Annotated in this window: 24 protein-coding genes; 15 read left to right on the top strand and 9 right to left on the bottom strand. The window is 45.6% G+C overall.

All coding sequences use genetic code 11. The features are described 5' to 3' along the window. Positions 1 to 71 precede the first annotated feature (71 nt). The 3 genes from MHI44_RS06040 to MHI44_RS06030 are packed head-to-tail and all read right to left on the bottom strand — an operon-like array spanning position 72 to position 3,531. Complete coding sequence (locus MHI44_RS06040; RefSeq protein ID WP_046160769.1) at positions 72 to 1,295, bottom strand: glycosyltransferase family 4 protein; 1,224 nt, start codon at positions 1,293 to 1,295, stop codon at positions 72 to 74. A gap of 2 nt (positions 1,296 to 1,297) precedes the next feature. Next, positions 1,298 to 2,248, bottom strand: coding sequence for an NAD-dependent epimerase/dehydratase family protein (locus MHI44_RS06035; RefSeq protein WP_213376735.1), 951 nt, complete (start codon positions 2,246 to 2,248; stop codon positions 1,298 to 1,300). Next, positions 2,245 to 3,531, bottom strand: coding sequence for a UDP-glucose/GDP-mannose dehydrogenase family protein (locus MHI44_RS06030; protein ID WP_317680309.1), 1,287 nt, complete (start codon positions 3,529 to 3,531; stop codon positions 2,245 to 2,247). The genes MHI44_RS06035 and MHI44_RS06030 overlap by 4 nt, the downstream gene beginning before the upstream one ends. Before the next feature lie 171 nt (positions 3,532 to 3,702). Between MHI44_RS06030 and MHI44_RS06025 the strand changes: the two genes are divergently transcribed. Next, on the top strand, positions 3,703 to 4,521 hold the full coding sequence (locus MHI44_RS06025; RefSeq protein WP_003229044.1) for a UTP--glucose-1-phosphate uridylyltransferase: 819 nt from the start codon (positions 3,703 to 3,705) through the stop codon (positions 4,519 to 4,521). Between the two features lie 8 nt (positions 4,522 to 4,529). Here the strand turns inward: MHI44_RS06025 and MHI44_RS06020 are convergent, their stop codons facing one another. Further along, on the bottom strand, positions 4,530 to 5,249 hold the full coding sequence (locus tag MHI44_RS06020) for a yteA family sporulation protein (protein ID WP_003229046.1): 720 nt from the start codon (positions 5,247 to 5,249) through the stop codon (positions 4,530 to 4,532). A gap of 289 nt (positions 5,250 to 5,538) precedes the next feature. On the opposite strand from MHI44_RS06020, the gene MHI44_RS06015 reads away from it, so the two are divergent. The 10 genes from MHI44_RS06015 to mntD all read left to right on the top strand — a co-directional run bounded on the left by MHI44_RS06015 (position 5,539) and on the right by mntD (position 17,178). Beyond that, positions 5,539 to 6,954 (top strand): isochorismate synthase MenF, encoded by a 1,416-nt coding sequence (locus MHI44_RS06015; RefSeq protein WP_181217368.1) that lies wholly within the window; start codon positions 5,539 to 5,541, stop codon positions 6,952 to 6,954. Beyond that, on the top strand, positions 6,951 to 8,693 hold the full coding sequence (gene menD, locus MHI44_RS06010; RefSeq protein ID WP_095252462.1) for a 2-succinyl-5-enolpyruvyl-6-hydroxy-3-cyclohexene-1-carboxylic-acid synthase: 1,743 nt from the start codon (positions 6,951 to 6,953) through the stop codon (positions 8,691 to 8,693). The genes MHI44_RS06015 and menD overlap by 4 nt, the downstream gene beginning before the upstream one ends. Then, positions 8,681 to 9,505: a 2-succinyl-6-hydroxy-2,4-cyclohexadiene-1-carboxylate synthase gene (gene menH, locus MHI44_RS06005; protein WP_095252461.1), complete on the top strand. Its 825-nt coding sequence runs from the start codon at positions 8,681 to 8,683 to the stop codon at positions 9,503 to 9,505. Before menD ends, menH begins: the two co-directional genes overlap by 13 nt. A gap of 34 nt (positions 9,506 to 9,539) precedes the next feature. Then, positions 9,540 to 10,355, top strand: coding sequence for a 1,4-dihydroxy-2-naphthoyl-CoA synthase (menB, locus tag MHI44_RS06000; protein ID WP_003229054.1), 816 nt, complete (start codon positions 9,540 to 9,542; stop codon positions 10,353 to 10,355). A gap of 89 nt (positions 10,356 to 10,444) precedes the next feature. Next, positions 10,445 to 11,905 carry an o-succinylbenzoate--CoA ligase gene (locus MHI44_RS05995; RefSeq protein ID WP_339203113.1) on the top strand — a complete coding sequence of 487 codons (1,461 nt, stop codon included), beginning with the start codon at positions 10,445 to 10,447 and terminating at the stop codon, positions 11,903 to 11,905. After that, positions 11,902 to 13,017 carry an o-succinylbenzoate synthase gene (gene menC, locus MHI44_RS05990; protein ID WP_003229057.1) on the top strand — a complete coding sequence of 372 codons (1,116 nt, stop codon included), beginning with the start codon at positions 11,902 to 11,904 and terminating at the stop codon, positions 13,015 to 13,017. The genes MHI44_RS05995 and menC overlap by 4 nt, the downstream gene beginning before the upstream one ends. 279 nt (positions 13,018 to 13,296) lie before the next feature. Next, positions 13,297 to 14,217, top strand: coding sequence for a manganese ABC transporter substrate-binding protein/adhesin MntA (mntA, locus tag MHI44_RS05985; RefSeq protein WP_029318300.1), 921 nt, complete (start codon positions 13,297 to 13,299; stop codon positions 14,215 to 14,217). Between the two features lie 18 nt (positions 14,218 to 14,235). Further along, entirely contained in the window at positions 14,236 to 14,988 is a 753-nt protein-coding gene (gene mntB, locus MHI44_RS05980) for a manganese ABC transporter ATP-binding protein MntB (protein ID WP_017695441.1), read from the top strand. A gap of 5 nt (positions 14,989 to 14,993) precedes the next feature. Continuing rightward, positions 14,994 to 16,301: a manganese ABC transporter permease MntC gene (mntC, locus tag MHI44_RS05975; RefSeq protein ID WP_122895726.1), complete on the top strand. Its 1,308-nt coding sequence runs from the start codon at positions 14,994 to 14,996 to the stop codon at positions 16,299 to 16,301. Next, a complete protein-coding gene (mntD, locus tag MHI44_RS05970; RefSeq protein WP_003229067.1) occupies positions 16,291 to 17,178 on the top strand; it encodes a manganese ABC transporter permease MntD in 888 nt (295 codons plus the stop codon). The genes mntC and mntD overlap by 11 nt, the downstream gene beginning before the upstream one ends. An 18-nt stretch (positions 17,179 to 17,196) precedes the next feature. Here mntD and MHI44_RS05965 read toward each other — a convergent pair whose 3' ends face one another. Genes MHI44_RS05965 through MHI44_RS05955 form a run of 3 tightly spaced genes read right to left on the bottom strand, consistent with a single transcriptional unit; the run spans position 17,197 to position 19,823 of the window. Further along, positions 17,197 to 17,355, bottom strand: a complete 159-nt coding sequence (locus MHI44_RS05965; RefSeq protein ID WP_003229069.1) for a DUF1540 domain-containing protein — start codon at positions 17,353 to 17,355, stop codon at positions 17,197 to 17,199. Positions 17,356 to 17,408: 53 nt separating this feature from the next. Next, positions 17,409 to 18,449: a cytochrome d ubiquinol oxidase subunit II gene (locus MHI44_RS05960; protein WP_015251386.1), complete on the bottom strand. Its 1,041-nt coding sequence runs from the start codon at positions 18,447 to 18,449 to the stop codon at positions 17,409 to 17,411. Positions 18,450 to 18,491: 42 nt separating this feature from the next. Beyond that, positions 18,492 to 19,823, bottom strand: coding sequence for a cytochrome ubiquinol oxidase subunit I (locus MHI44_RS05955; RefSeq protein WP_029318296.1), 1,332 nt, complete (start codon positions 19,821 to 19,823; stop codon positions 18,492 to 18,494). 205 nt (positions 19,824 to 20,028) lie between these two features. Between MHI44_RS05955 and MHI44_RS05950 the strand changes: the two genes are divergently transcribed. Further along, on the top strand, positions 20,029 to 20,277 hold the full coding sequence (locus tag MHI44_RS05950) for a type B 50S ribosomal protein L31 (protein ID WP_003219346.1): 249 nt from the start codon (positions 20,029 to 20,031) through the stop codon (positions 20,275 to 20,277). Positions 20,278 to 20,370: 93 nt separating this feature from the next. Further along, a complete protein-coding gene (locus MHI44_RS05945) occupies positions 20,371 to 20,934 on the top strand; it encodes a carbonic anhydrase (protein ID WP_014477744.1) in 564 nt (187 codons plus the stop codon). Here the strand turns inward: MHI44_RS05945 and yidD are convergent. Beyond that, on the bottom strand, positions 20,931 to 21,158 hold the full coding sequence (gene yidD, locus MHI44_RS05940) for a membrane protein insertion efficiency factor YidD (RefSeq protein ID WP_003229076.1): 228 nt from the start codon (positions 21,156 to 21,158) through the stop codon (positions 20,931 to 20,933). The two genes, MHI44_RS05945 and yidD, sit on opposite strands and share 4 nt — an antisense overlap. Before the next feature lie 128 nt (positions 21,159 to 21,286). Between yidD and MHI44_RS05935 the strand changes: the two genes are divergently transcribed. Beyond that, positions 21,287 to 21,760 (top strand): S-ribosylhomocysteine lyase, encoded by a 474-nt coding sequence (locus tag MHI44_RS05935; protein WP_003219361.1) that lies wholly within the window; start codon positions 21,287 to 21,289, stop codon positions 21,758 to 21,760. 119 nt (positions 21,761 to 21,879) lie between these two features. Continuing rightward, positions 21,880 to 22,317 (top strand): FixH family protein, encoded by a 438-nt coding sequence (locus MHI44_RS05930; protein ID WP_014477743.1) that lies wholly within the window; start codon positions 21,880 to 21,882, stop codon positions 22,315 to 22,317. On the opposite strand, the gene ytzI is transcribed toward MHI44_RS05930, so the two are convergent. Next, positions 22,311 to 22,451, bottom strand: a complete 141-nt coding sequence (ytzI, locus tag MHI44_RS05925; RefSeq protein ID WP_003229081.1) for a YtzI protein — start codon at positions 22,449 to 22,451, stop codon at positions 22,311 to 22,313. The genes MHI44_RS05930 and ytzI overlap by 7 nt on opposite strands. Positions 22,452 to 22,578 lie beyond the last annotated feature (127 nt).

Here is a 22,578-nt window from a genome sequence, read left to right as displayed (position 1 = left end):
TCACATTTATGCCTTTTTTTAAGTTCTCTGTAGCGAAAAAACAGCCCGTTTTGCAACACGAGCTGTAGGTTTTATGTTTTTGCTTTCACAAAAAGCTGATTGATAGATGATAAATCAAAATTTTGCGTCAGAAAAGGCGGCGGAAATTGTTTGTTTTTCGGGGTCAGAACGGATTGGTAAACAGTATTGAGCCTTTTGGCAGCATGGGTAAAGGTAAATAAAGCTTCTACATGCTTTCGGGCGTTTTTTGTCATTTTGTTCATTAATTCTTGATCTGTAAAGGCTCTGTCAATTGCTTTTGCAAATGAAGAAGGTTTGTTGTAGCTATCGATGACAAGGCCGGTGACTTCGTGTTTTACGACTTCACCGTTTCCGCCCCGGTTTGTGGTAATTAAGGGCGTGCCGGCCGCCATTGCTTCATAATTCACACGGGCGAGGGGTTCGTTCCACTGAGAGCTGCACACAAATACATCTGCCATCAGAAAAAGGTTTGGGATGTCGTCTGCGGGAATGAATTTTGTAAAGATTATGTGGTCTCTGTATGGCAGCGCCAGCGTGCGCAGATAGGTGACATATTGGTTTTCGCTGTCATCGCTGAACCACTTCCCGCCTGCTATGACCAGTACAGCATCAGGGTGCTGCTGCAAAATCCGTCTCATGCTGTGAATGAGAAGGTGAGGCCCTTTTGTCGGGCTTAAGCGGCCGGCGAATAAAATAACTTTTTTATCTTCAATACCGTATTTTTTCCGGTATGTTTTTCTGACAGCCGAGCCTTTCATCGTCCAGACGGGCGGATAAGAGTTTAAATCAACGCCGGAATACACAACTTTTGTGATGTCCTCGGCTTCAGGGAAACGTTCAATGACGGTTTGTTTAATAAATTCGCTCACTGTTGTGATCATGGAGACATTGTCGAGTACTTCTTTTCCTTGCGCGAAGGTCATCTTTTTTTCAGAAAACATTTCGTTATGCAGGCTCAGAACGATCTTGCTGTTTGGTGAGGCTTTTTTATATAAAGAGACATTTAAAGGCCTGTTGAACACATGAATGAGGTCAAAGGAAGAGGCTCGCAGCTCTTCGGCTACCGCCTCGCGGTAATGTTCTTTTGGCAGATGGATATAATGTACGCCGTCTTTTGTTTCTCTTTTTGGAAGCGCTGGATCTTCTATTGAAAAAATGGTCAGGTCGTACCTGCTGCTGAAATAGGGCGTGACACCGTCAATCATCATTTGAATAGCGCCGCCGCGTACTGCGGGCGCCGGCAGCTTTTCTGTACAGATAAAGGCAAGCTTCATTTTTATTCCCCCTGATACAGCGACGATAAATAGGCGATTTCGTTGGTCAAGCCATCCTTTAAGGATGTGGCGGGATTATAATGCAAGAGCTGTTTTGCTTTTGAAATATCCGCCCACGTATTGCTCGGTTCGCCTGCTATTTTGTCCGAAAAGTGCAGTGTTGCTTTTCTACCGGAAATATCCTCAATGAGGGAGACAACCTTTAAGACTGAGGCACGCTCTGCGCCGCCGATATTTAATGTTTCACCAATAAGGTGGGGTTTCCCAAGAACAGCGGTGATGCCTTTGACACAGTCGCCGATATAAGTGAAATCTCTTGACTGCTGCCCGTCACCGAAGATGGTAAGCGGCTTTTGCTGAAGGTGCTGCTTAATGAGCCGGTGAAAAGCCATATCCGGCCGCTGTCTTGGCCCGTATACGGTAAAAAAACGGAGAATCACAATTGGAATGCCAAAGCTCTGTTGATACACATGGCAAAGCTTTTCTCCCGTAAGCTTTGTTACCCCGTACGGAGATAAAGGAGAAAGCGACGTGTTTTCGCTGACTTTTCCTTGTTTTTCGCCATAGACGGAAGAGGTGGATGCAAAGACGAACGTTTGAATAGAATGTTCCCGGCACGCCTCGAGGAGCCTTTGGAGCGCCTGGATATTATGTGCGGCATATGGGTGAAAATGATTGCCCCAGCTTGAGCGGACACCCGGTATGGCCGCCAAATGAAAGATGACGTCCACTCCTTCCAGTAAGGGAGCAAGATCCGCTGTCAGCAGATTTTCCTTTATGAACGTAAATCGCTTTTCCGGCAGCAGGTTTTTAAGGTTTTTTAATTTCAAGGAAAATGGAGTAGGACCGATAAAGTCATCGATTCCGATAACGTTATGTTTCTTATCTTTTAGTAATTCTTCGCAGAGGTGGGAGCCGATAAAGCCCGCTGCTCCTGTGACGAGTATTTTCATGGACGGCCAACTCCCGTACAGATCAGGCCGCAAGCCTCGATCAGTTCTTTTTTTAGTACGTTGCGTCCGTCAATCACAAGACGCCCTTTCATGATATCTGCAGCCTTTTTCCAATCAAACGCTAAAAACTCAGACCATTCTGTCGCCAAAAATAAAAAGTCACTCTCTTCGATCGCATCAAAAGCTTGAGAATGCTGAGTTACATGTTGCCGCAAATGTTCTGGAAGTACAGCTTCAGGATCATATGCATGAACATCACATCCCAGCTCCGCCAGCCTTTCCATCAGTCTGACAGCCTGAGAATTCCGGATGTCATCAGTATTCGGTTTGAAGGAAATGCCGAGTACAGCCGCTTTCTTGCCTTGAAGTGTTTCGAAGAATGACTGTATTTTTTTGATATACAGGCCAAGCTGGGTGTCATTAATGTGCTGCACGGCCCGGAGCAGGAAGGTCTCCGTGTTTTTTTCCTGGGCAGCAAATTGCAGCGCCTGCAGATCCTTTGGAAAACAAGAGCCTCCGTATCCGATGCCTGCCTGCAAAAAGTGCTTCCCGATCCTTGGGTCTAGACCGATAGCGCGGGAAATATCTGAGATATCTGATTGATAGGCTTCACATATGCGGGCCATTTCGTTAATAAACGAAATTTTGGCCGCTAAAAAGAAATTGTTGGCATATTTGATCAGCTCTGCTCCCGCTAAGCTTGTAACGATAAAAGGGGTATCAATGTGTTTGTAAATGGATTTGACGATGGCTGCCGATACGTGATCTTCTTCCTGAACACCGATGACTGTTTTGTCAGGATGCAGCATGTCATATAAGGCATTGCCTTCCCGCAGAAACTCCGGATTGGATACGATATTAAAGAGGTTTTTAGACACTCCGGAGGCAATCAGCTGTTTTGCTATGTTTTCATTTGTCCCGGGCGGAACAGTGCTTTTCGTAATGATGGTTTTATACGATCGGATTGCCTCTCTTAAATCACCGATGACGGACTGCAGGGCTTTCGTATCAGCTGATCCGTCCGAACGCGGCGGGGTTCCGACTGCGATAAAAATAACGGGACATTCCTCCATGCTCGATTTCACTTCAGAAGAAAACGAGAGATTGCCGCAACGAAGTATTGCATCTGAAAGCCCAGGCTCGTAAAAGGGAATGACTCCTTTTTTCAGCTGCCCGATTTTTTTGACGTCTTTGTCTGTGCATATCATGTCATGTCCGATGGATGCCAGTGCCGCTGATAGGGTTAAACCGACATACCCGGCGCCAACCACACAAATTTTCATCACCTGAGCTCCTTTACAAGATTACTGGTCATATATCAATATCCTATTAAAAAAGGGCTGGTTCGTGATTCCGCTTTCTGCCCAGTTGCTTCCGCCTAATTTCAGATGTACAAACATCGGGATGCGCTCTTGGAATATCATGTAATAAACATGAGCTGAGGGGAAAATACCATGATAAAAAAAGCGATCATTCCTGCAGGCGGATTCGGCACGAGAAATCTGCCGGTGACGAAGGTGATTCCGAAAGAAATGTTTCCAGTAGGATCTAAGCCTGTGATTCATTATCTTGTTGAAGAATTAAAGGAGTCAGGCATTGAGGACATTTTGATGGTTGTATCGAGCCATAAAAATCTGATTGTCGACTATTTTGATTCCTCTTTGGCACTTGAGGCTTTTTTGGCCTCTAAGAATAAACTGCATTTGCTTAGAGAGCATCCCATTCCGGATATACGGATTCACTATGTGCGGCAGCCTTATGCAAAGGGTCTTGGCGACGCCATTTCTTTCGGAAAGCAATTTGCAGGCGGAGAGCCTTTTGCCGTCGTTTTGCCAGATGATCTGATTTTTTCCGCCAATCAGCCGGCTTTGGGGCAGCTGATTGAAGCATATACGAAATATCAGTCCAGTGTGATCGGCTTAAAAGAAACAAAAACGGAGGATTTACATCATTACGGGGTGATAAAAGGGGAGCCTGTTGAAAAAGGGCTTTATCGCATACAGGATATTGTGGAAAAGCCTAAACAAAACCCTCCGTCTCATTTTGCCGCAGCAGGGCGTTATATTTTCACACCGGATATTTTTAATGAGCTGGAGGCATTAGAAGCTGACAGCGGAGGAGAAGTGCAGGTAACGGATGCGATAAAAGCTTCGCTCGGGGCATGTACCGTATACGGGAAATTGCTAGAGGGAGAGCGGTATGACATCGGCCTGCAAAAGGATTATCTGAAGCTGATTTACGATATGCTGAAAACGGAAAAGAACCCCCAATAATCGGGGGTTCAATCAGCGTGGAGATCGCCGAATGTGGTCATGATTCCCTCTTCGTCAAGTTCTTCTTCATAGCGCTCATGGGCTCTGCTTTGATAAACGGTAATTTCTTTCCCAGTGATATCTGTAGCGATGAAATTTTCGTAAGACTCCGTATTGCCGATATTCTCTTCGGCATTCATCGTCATATCATCATAGCTGAGCGGAGGGTTTTCCATATCCTGCGGCGTTTGTGAGTTCCCATATTTTTCGACATCCTGATAGGAATCCTCACTGTCATATGGCGCTCTGATTTCTTCATCATCATCAAATTCAAATTGCCCGAATGGTGTTTCTTCTTCAATCGGACGGTCTTTGGAAACCACGTCCTGTGACGAATACTCCGCGAGGGTTGTGGCAGTCGGAAGCGCTTCAAGTCGTTCGAAAGGGATTTCCTTTCCGCTGACTTCACAAATGCCATACGTACCGTTTTCTATCGCCTTCAATGAATGCTCAATGTCCCGAAGGTGCTCTCTCTCATGCAAGTCTAGAGCGATGTCTTTCTCACGCTCGTAAAGTTCTGTCGCCTGATCGCCGGGATGGTTGTCGTATGCCGAAAGCTCACCCCACGAATCATAAGGAAAGGCTGAGTTAAGCTGAAAATGATCATTGTCTTTGAAACGGTTTAAGATATCTTTTTTCGTTTGTTCCAGTTCATTTTTTAAATGCTGAAGCTGTTCTTTCGTAAGCAATGTGATCGCCTCGTTTCTCTGTGATGCATACCTTTAGTATGAACAGATCGCCTGAGAACTTTCATAAATGGCGGGTGGAGGAATATAGGAGGTTTTCCTTTTATGGTAAGCGGATACAACCTTTGCTATCAGTGGAGAAAGAAATTTAAGCTTTGTTTCTTTTTCATTTCTGAAATTAGGTTTATAATAGGTAAGGCAGGCCATTTGGACTGCATGATCTGTGTTTGACACAAAGGAGACACAGGTGTATGGTATTAAAAGCATTTTAAGGATTATGGAGGAATGTCTCATGGTGACAACGGTGCAGCGTACGTTCCGAAAGGAAGTTCTACATGCATTACATAAAGCCAAAGAAGTCAACCATGCTGTCTTAATAAGCTATTCGAGACAAATCGAGTCTCTTGACCCTCTATCATTTTTCAATTACGGAGCAAAAAAATATACAGGCAATCGATTTTTTTGGTCAGATCCTGAAAGTGAATTGACAATAGTCGGTCTTGGCAAAGAAGCGGTTTTCCAGACAAATCAAAAAAACAGCGAGCGGTATCGTGAGGTTTTTGAACAATGGGAGCGCTTTAAAAAGACGGCTTTTCATATTTATGAAGAAGAAAAGCTGCAGCATTCTGCAGTGGGACCTGTGTTATTCGGAGGATTTTCTTTTGACCCTTGCGAAGAAAGAGGTTCACAATGGGACCATTTCTCGGAAGGGGATTTCTTTGTGCCTGCGCTTATGCTGACGATGACTGCTGAAGGCCCGTTCTTAACAGTTAACAGATGGGTAAGCGGAGGAGAAGACGCAGAAGCTGTTTTAGAAGGCTTAAAAGCTTTTGCGGCGGAATTTATGGTTCCCGATTTCAAGCAAGAAGATCAGGCTGTGATTGCAGCAGCCGAAGAGCTGGATAAGGATGATTGGCTGAAAGCAATCGAAACGGCCACAAGCCAAATTAAAGAGAAACAATATGATAAGGTTGTTCTTGCCCGAGAGCTGCTGCTCACGTTTGACGGTCCAATCCAAATTGAACCGGTGCTTAAAACGCTTCTGGACGATCAGCAGACAAGCTATGTTTTTGCAATTGAACAAGAAGGCAAAACCTTTGTCGGCGCGTCTCCGGAAAGACTGATCAAAAGAGACGGCGGCACTGTCATGTCTTCCTGTCTGGCAGGCTCCATTAAACGAGGCGTGAATGAAGAAGACGACCGCCGGATAGGCCTTGAATTATTAAACGATGAGAAAAACCTGCTTGAGCATGATATTGTGGTAGGTATGATTCATAATGCTTTTGTATCAAGCTGTTCAGAGGTTGAAAAGCCTGATGGACCTGTTTTGTACAAAACAAAAAGCGTTCAGCACCTGTTTACGCCGATTGTCGGACAGCTGCGCGAGTCTGCTTCAATTTTTGACTTAATTGAGAAGCTGCATCCCACTCCGGCGCTCGGGGGAGCACCTCAGGAAAAAGCTGTTGACGTGATCAGGAAGATTGAACCGATGTCTCGCGGCTGGTATGCTGCCCCTATCGGCTGGATTGACAGCCAGGATAACGGGGAATTCGCGGTAGCCATTCGTTCAGGGCTGATCGAAGGAAGCACTGCAAGGCTGTTTGCCGGGTGCGGTATTGTGGAAGACTCGGAACCAATCTCGGAATATGAAGAAACACAGATTAAATTGAAGCCGATGATCTCTGCATTAGGAGGTGAGAGGCGTTGACAGTCAACCCGATTACTCATTACATCGGAAGTTTTATTGATGAATTCGCCCTTTCCGGAATTACGGACGCCGTCGTTTGTCCGGGCTCAAGATCTACACCGCTGGCTGTTCTTTGTGCTGCGCATCCCGATATCAGCGTCCATGTCCAAATTGATGAAAGATCTGCCGGGTTTTTTGCCTTAGGTTTGGCAAAAGCGAAGCAGCGTCCCGTACTATTGATCTGTACATCTGGAACAGCCGCGGCCAACTTTTATCCGGCTGTGGTTGAAGCCCATTATTCAAGGGTGCCTATTATTGTGTTAACTGCTGATCGGCCTCATGAGCTGCGCGAAGTAGGCGCACCGCAGGCTATTAATCAGCACTTCTTATTCGGTAACTTTGTTAAGTTTTTCACAGACTCTGCTCTTCCTGAAGAGTCTCCGCAAATGCTGAGATACATCCGAACGCTGGCAAGCCGCGCTGCCGGAGAAGCACAAAAGCGCCCGATGGGGCCTGTCCATGTGAATGTGCCGCTGCGCGAACCGCTGATGCCGGATCTTTCAGATGAGCCGTTTGGAAGAATGAGAACAGGCCGTCATGTGTCTGTGAAAACGGGTACGCAGTCTGTTGACCGAGAGTCCCTGTCTGATGTGGCTGAGATGCTCGCAGAGGCTGAAAAAGGAATGATCGTCTGCGGGGAGCTCCATAGTGATGCGGATAAGGAAAACATTATTGCGCTGTCAAAAGCGCTTCAGTATCCAATTTTAGCGGATCCGCTGTCTAATCTGCGGAATGGTGTTCATGATAAAAGCACTGTTATTGATGCGTATGATTCGTTTTTAAAAGATGATGAGCTGAAGCGGAAACTTCGTCCTGATGTTGTCATTCGGTTTGGACCGATGCCTGTTTCAAAACCGGTTTTCTTATGGCTTAAGGATGATCCTGCGATTCAGCAAATAGTGATTGACGAGGATGGAGGGTGGAGAGACCCGACACAGGCAAGCGCGCATATGATTCATTGTAATGCGTCTGTTTTTGCTGAGGAGATCATGGGAGGCCTTACTGCTGCTGCCAGATCCTCAGAGTGGCTGGAAAAGTGGCAGTTTGTCAATGGGCGGTTCCGCGAGCATCTGCAAACAATCAGCAGTGAAGATGTTTCGTTTGAAGGCAATCTCTATCGAATCCTTCAGCATCTTGTGCCTGAAAACAGCTCGCTGTTTGTGGGAAACAGCATGCCGATCAGGGATGTTGATACGTTTTTCGAAAAGCAGGACCGCCCTTTCCGGATTTATTCAAACCGGGGAGCAAACGGGATAGACGGTGTCGTCTCCTCTGCCATGGGGGTATGTGAAGGAACAAAAGCGCCTGTTACCCTTGTGATTGGAGATTTATCTTTTTATCACGATTTAAACGGCCTGCTGGCGGCCAAAAAGCTGGGTATTCCTCTTACTGTGATTCTTGTCAATAATGACGGAGGAGGGATTTTCTCCTTTTTGCCGCAGGCTTCTGAGAAGACACACTTTGAAGATTTGTTCGGCACACCGACAGGGCTCGATTTCAAGCATGCGGCTGCACTTTACGGCGGAACGTATTCATGCCCGGCTTCTTGGGATGAATTCAAAACAGCTTACGCGCCGCAGGCAGACAAGCCCGGACTCCATTTGATTGAAATCAAAACGGATCGCCAATCAAGAGTCCAGCTTCATCGCGATATGCTGAATGAGGCTATGCGGGAAGTGAAAAAACAATGGGAACTGTAAACATAACGGTACAAGATGGTGTCCGATATGCAGTGGCAGACGAGGGGCCGAATGCTTCCGAAGCCGTCGTCTGTCTGCACGGGTTTACCGGCAGCAAACAATCATGGACTTTTCTTGATGAGATACTGTCTGATTCCCGCTTGATCAAAATTGATTGTTTAGGGCATGGGGAAACCGATGCCCCGCTGAATGGGAAAAGATACAGCACAAGCCGGCAAGTTTCTGACCTTGCCGAGATTTTTGATCAATTAAAACTTCACAAAGTGAAATTGATTGGGTATTCTATGGGAGGAAGGCTTGCTTACTCTTTTGCGATGACATATCCCGAGCGGGTATCGGCACTTGTGCTTGAAAGCACGACGCCGGGGCTCAAAACACTTGGGGAACGGCGGGAACGAATCATGCGGGACCGGAAGCTTGCTGATTTTATTTTACGAGACGGGCTCAGAGCGTTTGTTGCGTATTGGGAGAATATCCCTTTGTTTTCATCTCAGCAGAGGCTGGCTGAAGATATTCGGCACAGGATACGATCGGGCCGTCTGCGGAACAATAAGATTGGGCTTGCGAACAGTTTAACCGGCATGGGCACCGGTTCACAGCCTTCCTTGTGGAGCCGTGTAGAGGAAATAGATGTTCCTGTGCTTCTTATCTGCGGGGAGTGGGACGAAAAATTTTGCGCCATCAATCAAGAGGTGCATAAGATGCTTCCTTCTAGTAGAATAGAGATTGTTCCAAAAGCAGGACATACGGTCCATGTGGAACAGCCGCGATTGTTTGGTAAAATAGTGAGTGAGTTTTTGACAAGCATCTGACTCATTCACATAGAGAATAAAAGGAGGTCATCATATGGCTGAATGGAAAACAAAACGGACATACGATGAGATATTGTATGAAACGTATAATGGCATTGCAAAAATAACAATCAACCGACCTGAGGTACATAATGCGTTTACCCCTAAAACGGTTGCTGAAATGATTGATGCGTTTGCTGACGCAAGAGACGACCAAAACGTTGGGGTTATCGTGCTTGCCGGTGCAGGGGACAAGGCATTTTGTTCTGGCGGAGACCAAAAAGTGCGCGGCCACGGTGGATATGTAGGAGACGACCAGATCCCGCGTCTTAACGTATTGGATCTTCAGCGTTTAATCCGCGTCATCCCGAAACCGGTTGTTGCGATGGTGTCCGGATATGCGATCGGCGGAGGCCATGTGCTTCACATCGTATGTGACTTGACAATTGCTGCGGACAACGCAATTTTCGGACAAACAGGCCCTAAAGTGGGAAGCTTCGATGCAGGTTACGGTTCTGGCTATCTGGCTCGAATTGTAGGACATAAAAAAGCACGTGAAATCTGGTACCTATGCCGTCAGTACAACGCACAGGAAGCACTGGACATGGGTCTTGTCAACACAGTCGTTCCTTTGGAACAGCTTGAAGAAGAAACGATTAAATGGTGTGAAGAAATGCTTGAAAAAAGCCCGACCGCACTGCGCTTTCTTAAAGCTGCGTTTAACGCGGACACAGACGGACTTGCTGGAATTCAGCAGTTTGCAGGGGATGCTACCCTTCTTTACTACACAACAGATGAAGCAAAAGAAGGCCGTGATTCCTTTAAGGAAAAACGCAAACCTGATTTCGGACAGTTCCCTCGTTTCCCGTGATCAGCAATACTTAGTAAACCAACAGCTTGAGACTTTGCGGTCCAAGCTGTTTTTTTTCAATACAGACATTTTACCTCGGAGATGATGACATGCTGACAGAACAGCCTAACTGGCTCATGCAGCGGGCACAGCTGACACCTGAGAGAATCGCTCTCATCTATAGAGATCAAACCGTGACATTTGCAGAATTATTTGCCGCGTCTAAGCGAATGGCGGCACAGCTTGCCGCTCATTCGGTTCGGAAAGGGGATACTGCGGCTATTTTGCTCCAAAACCGTGCAGAAATGGTATACGCCGTTCACGCTTGTTTTTTGCTTGGTGTTAAGGCGGTGCTTTTGAATACGAAGCTGTCAACACATGAAAGGGTGTTTCAGCTGGAGGATTCCGGATCCGGCTTTTTACTGACAGATTCAAGCTTTAACAAGAAAGAGTATGAACACATCGTTCAAACGATTGATGTGGATGAATTGATGAAAGAAGCAGCACAGGAAATTGAGATCCAAGCTTATATGCAAATGGATGCAACGGCAACGCTGATGTATACGTCGGGTACGACAGGAAAGCCCAAGGGAGTTCAGCAAACGTTCGGAAACCACTATTTCAGTGCGGTGTCGTCCGCGCTTAATTTGGGTATAACAGAACAAGACCGCTGGCTTATCGCATTGCCGCTCTTTCATATCAGCGGCTTGTCCGCATTATTCAAATCTGTGATCTATGGAATGACTGTCGTGCTTCACCAGCGTTTTTCCGTAAGTGATGTGCTGGATTCTATCAATAGGCATGAAGTGACAATGATATCTGCGGTGCAGACTATGCTGGCCAGTCTTTTGGAAGAAACAAGCCGCTGCCCTGAATCCATCAGATGCATTCTTCTCGGCGGCGGCCCTGCACCTCTGCCATTGCTTGAGGAATGCCGTGAGAAAGGATTCCCTGTCTTTCAGTCATATGGAATGACAGAAACATGCTCACAAATTGTTACCCTGTCGCCGGAATTCAGTATGGAAAAGCTCGGATCTGCGGGGAAACCGCTGTTTTCATGTGAAATCAAAATAGAGCGGGACGGACAGGCATGTGAACCGTTTGTACACGGTGAAATCATGGTCAAAGGCCCGAATGTTATGAAAAGCTATTTTAACCGAGAGAGCGCAAATGAAGCCTCCTTTCAAAATGGCTGGCTGAAAACAGGTGATCTTGGTTATTTGGACAATGAAGGCTTTTTATATGTATTAGACAGACGTTCAGATCTGATCATATCCGGCGGAGAAAACATTTATCCGGCCGAAGTGGAGTCAGTGCTGCTTTCACACCCCGCTGTGGCCGAAGCCGGGGTTTCAGGGGCTGAGGACAAAAAATGGGGGAAAGTGCCTCACGCCTATCTTGTCCTTCACAAGCCTGTGAGCGCAGGAGAATTGACTGACTACTGCAAAGAACGCTTGGCGAAGTATAAAATTCCGGCAAAATTCTATGTGCTTGACCGCCTGCCGCGCAATGCGTCTAATAAGCTCTTGCGAAATCAGCTGAAGGATGCGCGTAAAGGAGAACTGCTATGATCGAAATAGAAAAAATCACGCTTTACCATTTGAGCATGAACTTAAAGAAACCGTTTAAAAACAGTATCGAAACGCTTCAAGAGCGTAAATTTCTGATCGTGGAAGCCATTGATACATCAGGTGTCACAGGCTGGGGAGAAGTTTCCGCTTTCTCTTCGCCTTGGTACACCGAGGAAACCATTGGAACATGTTTGCATATGCTAAAAGATTTTTTTATCCCAAATGTCGTCGGCCGTGAATTCAATCACCCTTCAGAAGTGCCGGACAGCCTGGCGCGGTATAAAGGAAACCGGATGGCAAAAGCGGGACTTGAATCGGCTGTATGGGATATTTATGCCAAAAAGAAGGGCGTATCCCTTGCTGAGGCATTGGGCGGAACAAGAGATAAAGTCCCTGCCGGGGTGGTAGTCGGCCTGGCGCCTCTTGACGATATGCTGAAGGAAATTGAGAGCTATCAAAAAGAAGGTTATCAAAGAATAAAAATTAAAATTCAGCCTGGGCAGGATGTGGAATTGGTCAAGGCCATCCGCAGCCGATTCCCAAACATCCCGCTTATGGCCGATGCCAATTCCTCTTACGAACTGAAGGATATCAGCCGTTTAAAGGAGCTTGATGACTATCATTTAATGATGATTGAGCAGCCGCTCCAAGCTGACGATATCGTTGACCACCGCCACTTGCAGAAACATTTGAAAACGGCCATTTGCCTTGATGAGAGCATTTGTTCAGTTGATGATGCGAGACGGGCGATTGAGCTAGGAAGCTGCAAAATTATTAATATAAAACCTTCTCGTGTCGGCGGCTTAACAGAAGCCTTAAAAATTCATGATTTATGCAAAGAGCATCATATGCAGGTTTGGTGCGGAGGAATGCTGGAAACAGGCATATCAAGAGCGCAGAACGTGGCGCTTGCTTCACTGCCTCAATTCACAATACCTGGCGATATATCTTCATCCTCACGCTATTGGGATGAAGATATTGTAACCCCTGATATTCGTATTGATAATGGATTTATTTCTGTGTCAAAACAGCCTGGTTTAGGGGTTGAGGTAAACCAAGATATTATGCGAAAATATGTGACCAAAATGGATGTTTTCACACAGCATGGTTAAGAAAAAAGCATTTTGCTATTTTGAATAAATGACACTGTGCTGTTACAGTAAAAGTGTTCGTTGAATACATCCCTTCTCGTTTGGACCGGCTGCTGACCCAGCCGGTTTTTTTATGTAAATCAACTTGACAAAAATGGCCAAACGCGATAATTTTGCACAAAGGAAACTTTTTGTCCTGTGTAAATAAAACATGCTTTTGGCTAATTTAATGTCACATGTCTAAGAACTGACAACATAAGATAAAACAATCGGACATTGATGGCAAAGAGGAGGAGAAATATGAGACGAGGGCTGATGGCAGCAGTACTTTTTGCGACCTTTGCTTTAACGGGATGCGGAACGGATTCAGCCGGAAAAAGCGCTGATCAGCAATTACAAGTGACAGCGACAACATCTCAAATTGCCGATGCAGCAGAAAACATCGGAGGTAAGCATGTAAAAGTCACCTCTTTAATGGGACCGGGGGTTGATCCGCACCTTTACAAAGCTTCCCAAGGTGACACGAAAAAATTAATGTCTGCCGATGTTGTTCTGTACAGCGGGTTGCATTTGGAAGGGAAAATGGAGGATGTCCTCCAAAAAATCGGCGAACAAAAACAATCGGCGGCAGTAGCTGAGGCCATTCCGAAAAATAAGCTTATTCCCGCGGGGGAAGGCAAGACGTTTGATCCCCACGTCTGGTTCAGCATTCCGTTATGGATCTATGCGGTGGATGAAATTGAAGCGCAATTCAGCAAAGCAATGCCTCAGCACGCAGATGCCTTTCGGAAAAATGCCAAAGAGTACAAAGAAGATTTGCAATATTTAGATAAGTGGTCGCGTAAGGAGATCGCACATATTCCGGAGAAAAGCCGTGTGCTTGTGACTGCTCATGATGCGTTTGCGTACTTTGGGAATGAGTATGGATTTAAGGTAAAAGGCCTGCAGGGACTCAGCACAGATTCGGACTATGGATTAAGGGATGTTCAGGAGCTGGTTGATCTTCTGACAGAAAAACAAATAAAAGCTGTGTTCGTAGAAAGCAGTGTATCTGAAAAATCAATCAATGCAGTGGTGGAAGGCGCTAAAGAAAAAGGCCATACAGTCACAATCGGCGGTCAGCTTTATTCGGATGCCATGGGTGAAAAGGGCACAAAAGAAGGCACATACGAAGGAATGTTCCGCCACAATATCAACACGATTACTAAAGCGCTTAAATAAAGAAAAGAGGTGGAGGATATGTTCCCTGTTGAGCTTGATAATGTGACGGTTGCTTATCATAAAAAGCCTGTACTGCAGGACATTTCGCTGCAGGTGCCTGAAGGAAAACTTATTGGCATTATCGGCCCAAACGGCGCGGGAAAATCAACCTTGATCAAAACGATTCTCGGTCTTGTGCCCAGAGCTTCCGGAGACATCTCTATTTACGGCAAAGACTATAAGGATCAGCGGACCAGAATCGGATATGTTCCGCAGCGCGGCTCGGTTGACTGGGATTTCCCCACAAGCCCGCTCGATGTCGTCCTAATGGGAAGATACGGGAGAATCGGTTTATTAAAGAGGCCAAAGAAAGCGGATGTGGAGATGGCGAAGGCCGCATTAACAAAAGTCGGGATGCATGATTATGCGAAGAGGCAAATCAGCCAGCTGTCAGGCGGACAGCAGCAGCGGGTGTTTCTTGCCCGGGCACTCTGCCAGAACGCTGACATTTATTTTATGGATGAACCGTTTGCAGGTGTTGATGCAGCGACGGAGCGCGCGATTATGACGCTGTTGGCAGAGCTCAAAGAAAAAGGAAAAACCGTGCTTGTCGTCCATCATGATCTGCAGACCGCCGAGGATTATTTCGATTGGATCTTACTGCTTCATTTAAGGAAAATTGCTTTCGGACCGGCGGAAAACGTTTTTACGATCGAAAACCTGCAAAAAACATATGGAGGAAGGCTTACGTTTTTAAAAGATAAAGTGCTGGCAGAAGGACATAAGGAGTGAGCGCAATGTTTGAAAGTTTGTGGCTGCAGCTTCAGCATCCGAATACACAGTGGGTGCTGGCCGGTACGCTTTTGCTCGGGACGGCAAGCGGTGTTTTGGGCAGCTTTGTGCTGCTGAGAAAGCAAAGTTTAATCGGCGATGCGATGGCCCATTCAGCTCTGCCGGGAGTGTGTCTCGCTTTTCTGTTCACCGGGCAAAAATCACTGCCTTTCTTTTTGCTGGGGGCAGCGCTCGCCGGACTGCTCGGAACGTTTTGTATTCAGCTGATTCCTCGGCTTTCAAAAACAAAGGAGGACTCGGCGATCGGGATTGTTCTTTCTGTGTTTTTTGGCGTCGGGATCATTCTGCTGACATATATTCAGCAACAGGGGGCGGGAAGCCAAAGCGGGCTTGATTCTTTTTTATTCGGCCAGGCTGCTTCATTGGTCAGGCAGGATATCATCCTTATTGCAGGGATATCCGCTGCTCTGCTGCTCCTATGTATTGTTTTCTTTAAGGAATTTACATTGATTACTTTTGATCTCGCGTTTGCAAAGGGATTAGGAATCCCGGTGCGTTTTTTAAACGGGCTTTTGGCTTGTCTGATTGTCTGTGCTGTCGTCATTGGGCTTCAGACTGTTGGTGTGATATTAATGGCGGCTATGCTGATTACACCTGCCATAACCGCGAGATATTGGACCGAACGATTAACCGGGATGATCATCATTGCCGGGATTACAGGCGGGGTCAGCGGAGTGGCCGGAACCCTGCTTAGCACCACGATGAAGGGAATGGCGACAGGGCCATTAATGATCTTATCTGCAACGCTGCTCTTTCTTTTTTCAATGATTTGCGCGCCTAAGCGGGGATTGGCTGCTAAAGCCATAAGGCTGATGAGGCTGCGGCGCAGAACAAGCAGGGAGCAAGTGCTTTTGGCGATTTATGAACAGTATGAAAAGAAAAATCTTTGTGTAACTGTTGAAAGTGTAAGAAAGAAAAGACGCCTATCCCCTTCATTATGCCTTAAGGCATTAAATGACTTGGAACAAGAGAGGTGCATTGAGCGTATCGAAAATGGGATTTGGCAAATCACAAGCAAAGGGATTGAAAAAGGCTATCACACAGCTTTGAAGCAGCGGATGTATGAAGTGTATCTCATGCATGAAATGGAACTTGCCAATATAGAATCCGATCAGGACTACTTTGACCCGGACCGTTTACCGAGAGAAACGAGAGAGCGGCTTTATTCACTCTTAAAGCTGTATGGACGGATGCCTGAGCTTCGAAAAGTGTCTCATGATGCCGAGAAGGGACAGATCGCGAATGAGTTTTGAAGCATGGATTATAGCTACCGGTGTATTAGTCGGTGTAAGCTGCGGATTGATCGGCACATTTCTTGTACTGAGAAGCATGGCGATGCTGGCCGACGCAATCAGTCATACAGTGTTGCTTGGAATTGTCGGCGCTTTTCTAGTGACGGGAAGTCTCGATGGGATTTATATGTTTATTGGCGCAGCCGCAACCGGTCTGTTAACGGCTTTCTTGGTTCAGCTTCTTCATAGCAAGGGGGTTCAATCAGATGCTGCCATAGGAGTTGTGTTTACATCCTTATTTGCAATCGGGGTTATTTTGCTTTCTGTGTATGGAGCGAATGTCCATCTCGATATTGAGCACTCGTTAATGGGAGAAATCGCTTTTGTGCCGTGGAATACGGTGACGGTATTCGGGGTTGATATTGGGCCGAAAGCGTTTTGGATGCTGGCATCTGTTCTGGTTTTAAACGTAGTGTTGATCAGTGTGTGCTATAAGGAGTTTAAAATCGCTTCGTTTGATCCTCAAATGGCTTTAGCCTTGGGAATACCGGTTTTGCTCATTCATTACGTGCAAATGGGCATGCTGTCCCTGACGACTGTTGCTTCCTTTGATTCGGTGGGTGCCGTATTGGTTGTGGCCATGCTGATTGTTCCGCCGGCTGCGGCACATTTGCTGACAGACCGGCTTCTTTATATGCTGATTCTCAGCGCGTTGATTGGCGGGCTGTCGGCGGTCATGGGCTATTTCTTCGCAACGTGGCTTAATGTTTCGATTTCAGGAGCGATGGCGGCCATGACAGGTGTATGTTATGCAAGCGCCTTTTTGTTTTCACCTGCAAACGGGGTCATAACTAAAAAGCTGAGAACACTCAACATGCAAAAAGAAAGAGCTGGCTGATGCAGCTCTTTCTTTTAATTACAAATCATGCGGCTTAAACGTTTTGCAGTCTGTTTCCCGGCTGTTTTCAGCCGTTTCACCAGTATGGCTGACAACATAAATGGCATCAGCGGTGCATTTGTTACCTTTGCCCCAATAAGAACAGTTGTTGACCTCACATAGAATTTTCTGCTCCATGCCATCCCCTCCTTATAAAGGTTCTGGATTAGTATAGCCGGCTGGCTTGCCCTCTATTCCTCCTGGCGGATATAGCGTTTATCTCGCATAAACATTTTCCAGAAGAAATAAAAGCCCGGAAATAGAATGATAAATGCAACGATATACGTTGCAAACAGCGCTCTGAACGTTGCTGGCTCTGTGAAGCCTGACATGACTGTCACATCGGGATAAATCATATACGGAAGATGCGCCCGCCCGTACGCGTAGCTTGCGAGAAAATACTGTATCCCAATCGCGACAAGTGCAAGCCGCGGTTTTCCGATGTTTTGCCCAAAGCTCTTATTAGGCAGAAAAAGGGCGATTCCAGCAATGACAAATGTAATGAACGATGCAATAATCCAAGTAAAATCATTCATCATTCCGCTGTACAGCCAGTTTGCTTCATTCCGCATTGTCACCATAATGCATACTGCAAACAACAGTGAAATCGGGCCGGTAATCAGGGCGCTTTTTCTGTAGGCTCGGTACGCATCCTGTTCCTCTGCCACATTTGAAACATCTGCAAGCAGCAGCGAGGACAAAAATAAGGTGCTTAAAATCGCAAACCCGATAAATGAATAGGCGTTGGGGCTTGAAAAGATTTTAGACATATTTAAGTTATAGATTCCATCCGTTTTTTCTATAAACCCTCCGTGTGTCACAGGAAGCACCAAAATTAAAATAGCAGGAATGATAAAGCCGGAGATGCCGGAAATATATCTTAGCGTTTTCCGCTCCTTTGCTGTATTTGAAAACACGAGAAATCCGCTTCGAATCGCTAAAAGCAGTAAAATCATGCTTCCGGGAATTAATAAAACGGTGCCGAGCACAAATGTCGCGCCGGGGAAAAAACTGAAAAGCGCCACGACGATGGCCACAATAAAGACATTTGTGACCTCCCAAGTCGGGGACAAAAAGCGATTCGCAATATCGGTGGCCTTCATATGCTCCTTGTTTAAATAGATCATAGACCAAAATCCCGCTCCAAAATCCATTGTCGCCATGACGGCGTAAATAAACACAAAGCCCCAGATAATTGAGATGGCGATCAGAGCGTCAGTTGAAATCTCCATTTGTCGATCTTCCTTCCATTTGGTTTCCTGTTTGCGGAGCCATTACGACTCCGCTGTATTTAAATCTTCGTCAACCGGGTGCTTGCGGAAATAATACAGCAGCACGTAGACGACAGCTGCGCCTAACACGGCATAAACAAATGTGAAAAATAAGAACAGCACCCCGATCGAGCCAGTCGTAGTTACGACATCTGACGTTTTCAGCAGATGATAGATGACCCAAGGCTGTCTCCCCGTACATGCGAAAATCCAGCCGAATTCAATGCCGATGAGACTAAAAGGGCCTGCTGTCATGAAAATGATCAAAAGCCACGTTGGGAAACGGTCTTTCTTGAGCACCTTTCTCCAGACCACACCGATGATGGAATAAAGAATTAGCAGCATGCCTACACCCACCATCGCATTAAACAGCGTGTGAATGAAAAGCGGCGGCCATTCATCTCTAGGAAATGCATTCAATCCCTTTACAACAGTGTCAAAACGGTTCGCTGCCAAAAAGCTTAAAGCCCATGGAATCTCGATAGCCCATTTTACTTTTTCTTCATTCGGGTCGGTAAAACCGCCGATAGCGAGCGGGGCGTGGGATCTTGTTTCAAACAGGCCTTCCGCACCGGCTAATTTTTCGGGCTGGTATTCGTACAGCATCTGTGCAGATTCGTGTCCGTTCAAAGCGGTCAGCAATGAAAAAATACCGCCGATCGTCAGTGCGAGCAAAAGGGCTTTCCGGTGAAAGCGATAGACCTTTTCCTTTTTCCTCGTTCGGATCATTTTATACGCCGCAACAGAAGCCACGATAAACGCACCGGTCATAAACGCGGACAGCACGACATGGCCGGCAGTGATAAAAAAGCTAGGATTAAAAAACGCAGCCCACGGGTCAACATCTGTAATTTTTCCGTTTAAAATTTTAAAACCGGCGGGCGTACCTTCAAAAGCGTGAACATTCGTGATCAGAACAGCGGATGCTGCTGCCCCGACTAACACAAAGAAAACAGCAACAATCCTCATTGCAGGTGACAAACGGTCTGCAGCGTATACATAAATCGACATGAATAGGGCTTCAACAAAAAAAGCATAGATTTCAATTTGAAATGGCAGGGACATCACCCGGCCGATGACTTCCATAAATCCCGGCCATAAAAGCGCGAGCTGAGTGCCCGCGATCGTTCCGGTCGGTATGGCGACCCCCAGCAAAACGGCTTGTGCTTTCGTCCATCTTTTCGCCATGATCGCATAATGGTCATCTTTCGTTTTTTGATAGATCAATTCCGCCACTAAAATCATGAGCGGCAGACCGACTCCAAGTGTTGCGAAAATGATATGAAAGCCCATCGTCGTGCCAAAAAGGCTTCTGGCCAAAACTAAATCATCCACAATCGTAAACCACCTTTCTAAAAAGACGTTCTGTATGTATTTTGGGTTTATTATTTGCTTCCTCGGTTAGATTATTCTTCCTATTCTTAAATGCCATGAGGTTTACGATGTGAAAACAGAGGGAAGGATGTAAGAAGATTGACAAAACGTTTGTGACGTTATAAAATAAAACGTAATTATTACGATTTATTGAAAGGAGATACCCATGAAAGAAGGAATTCATCCAAAGAACCACAAAGTGATATTTCAGGATGTCAACAGCGGCTACCGTTTTCTCAGCACCTCTACGAAAACATCTAATGAAACAGCAGAGTGGGAAGACGGAAACACATATCCTGTCATTAAAGTAGAGGTAAGCTCTGACACGCATCCGTTTTATACAGGCCGCCAGAAATTCAATGAAAAAGGCGGACGAGTTGAGCAGTTCAAAAAACGCTATAACATGGGGAAATAAGGCAGACCAGAGGGTTTGTCTTTTTTTATTATGACGAATAAACAAGGGTTGTGATATATTGAAGAGTAAAAAGAATAGAAAGGGACAACGAACATGAGTCTTCTAAATGATATTCTTGAATTTAACAAGACATTTACTGAACAAAGAGAGTATGAAAAGTATCAAACATCAAAATTTCCAGATAAAAAAATGGCGATTCTTTCTTGCATGGACACTCGTCTGGTTGAACTGCTGCCGCATGCGATGAATTTGCGAAACGGTGATGTGAAAATCATTAAAAGTGCCGGTGCGCTTGTGACACACCCATTCGGAAGCATCATGAGAAGTTTACTCGTCGCAGTGTACGAGCTGAATGCAGATGAGGTGTGTGTGATCGGGCATCACGATTGCGGCATGAGCAAAATCAGCAGCAAAAGCATGCTTGAAAAAATCAAAGCAAGAGGGATTCCGGAAGAACGCATCGAAACAATAAAGTACTCCGGTGTAGACTTTGATCAATGGTTTAAAAGCTTTGATTCAGTGGAAGCGAGTGTGAAAGACAGCGTAGACGTTATTAAACATCACCCGCTGTTCCCTGAAAACGTTCCGGTCCATGGCTTAGTCATTGATCCTAAAACCGGAAAACTGGATCTTATCGTAAACGGTTATAACAATTAATGTTTTTGTTTCTTTTCAGGAACGGGATCGACTCCTCCCGGATGGAACGGGTGGCATTTCAAAATCCGTTTGATTGTCAGCCATCCGCCTTTTAAAGCGCCATGTGTTTTAATCGCTTCGATTCCATATTGGGAACAGGTCGGATAAAAGCGGCACGTTGGCGGTGTCAGGGGCGAGATGAATTTTTGATATCCTCTGATCAGAGCGATGAATAGGGTTTTCATGTTTCTTCAGCAACCTTTCTGATGCAAGTATAAGAAAAAAAACACAGATTGAAAAGTTAATCAATAATTCTTATCGGAAAAGTATGTTATAATGAAATTACATTTTTAAAAAAGGGGAGAGTGCCATTATGCCTTCAGTAGAAAGTTTTGAGCTTGATCATAATGCGGTTGTTGCTCCATATGTTAGACATTGCGGCGTGCATAAAGTGGGAACAGACGGCGTTGTCAATAAATTTGACATTCGTTTTTGCCAGCCAAATAAACAGGCGATGAAGCCTGACACCATCCACACACTCGAGCATTTGCTCGCGTTTACGATTCGTTCTCACGCTGAGAAATACGATCATTTTGATATCATTGATATTTCTCCAATGGGCTGCCAGACAGGCTATTATCTAGTTGTGAGCGGAGAGCCGACATCAGCGGAAATCGTTGATCTGCTTGAAGACACAATGAAGGAAGCGGTAGAGATTACAGAAATACCAGCTGCGAATGAAAAGCAGTGCGGCCAAGCGAAGCTTCATGATCTGGAAGGCGCTAAACGTTTAATGCGTTTCTGGCTTTCACAGGATAAAGAAGAATTGCTAAAAGTATTTGGCTAAAATAGAAAGGACCTTTTTGCGCATAAGCAAAAAGGTCTTTTTTGTGACGTCTCATATTTTATGTACCATTTGCTGTAAGCGTTTGCTACTATTTAGGTAAACGATGAAAGGGTGATGGCATGAAAAAGATGTTGGTTGTTCTGCTTTTTTCTGCTTTATTGCTTAATGGATGCGGATCTGGTGAAAGCAAAGCAAATACAGCTGAGACGCCCGAGGTTTTGGATGTCAAGCTGACCGGGCCTGAAAAAGTAAATCCCGGAGAAAGCGCTGCTTATGAAGCAGCCGTATCATATGGTGATGAAGCTGTGACGGATGCCGATGAAGTAGAGTTTGAAGTATGGAAAGAAGGGGAAAAAGACGCAAGCCAAATGTTTAAGGCGAAACAAGAAAAAGGCGTATACCGATTGGAAACGACGTTTAAGGAAGATGGTGTATACACTGTCCAATCCCATGTCACAGCAAAAAAACAGCATAGCATGCCGACCTTAAAAGTCCAAGTCGGAGACGCCGATGCTGCCAGCAATCAGTCAGAAGAGGAGCATTCACATCATCATTGATTGTGTGAATCAGAGTGATTTTCTTGTGGTGGATCAATGGTATGCTTTACATTATAGGCTTTTACAGTCGTCCAAATGGTTACAAGCAAAACAGCCAGCACAATCAAAATACTTATCGTAATGAGAAGCGTCATGACATTCCACCTCCCGTTTTTTAACAATTGTAGCATAATAGAAGAAATCGTGACAGATAAGGGTAAAAAAGAGGTTTTAGCGTACGATATTAAGGGTATACATAGTCATATAACAAGGAGGAGATAC

It is taken from the genome of Bacillus sp. FSL K6-1366 (assembly GCF_037976695.1).
Lineage (GTDB): Bacteria > Bacillota > Bacilli > Bacillales > Bacillaceae > Bacillus > Bacillus subtilis.
This window is presented reverse-complemented; position numbering and strand designations above follow the sequence as displayed.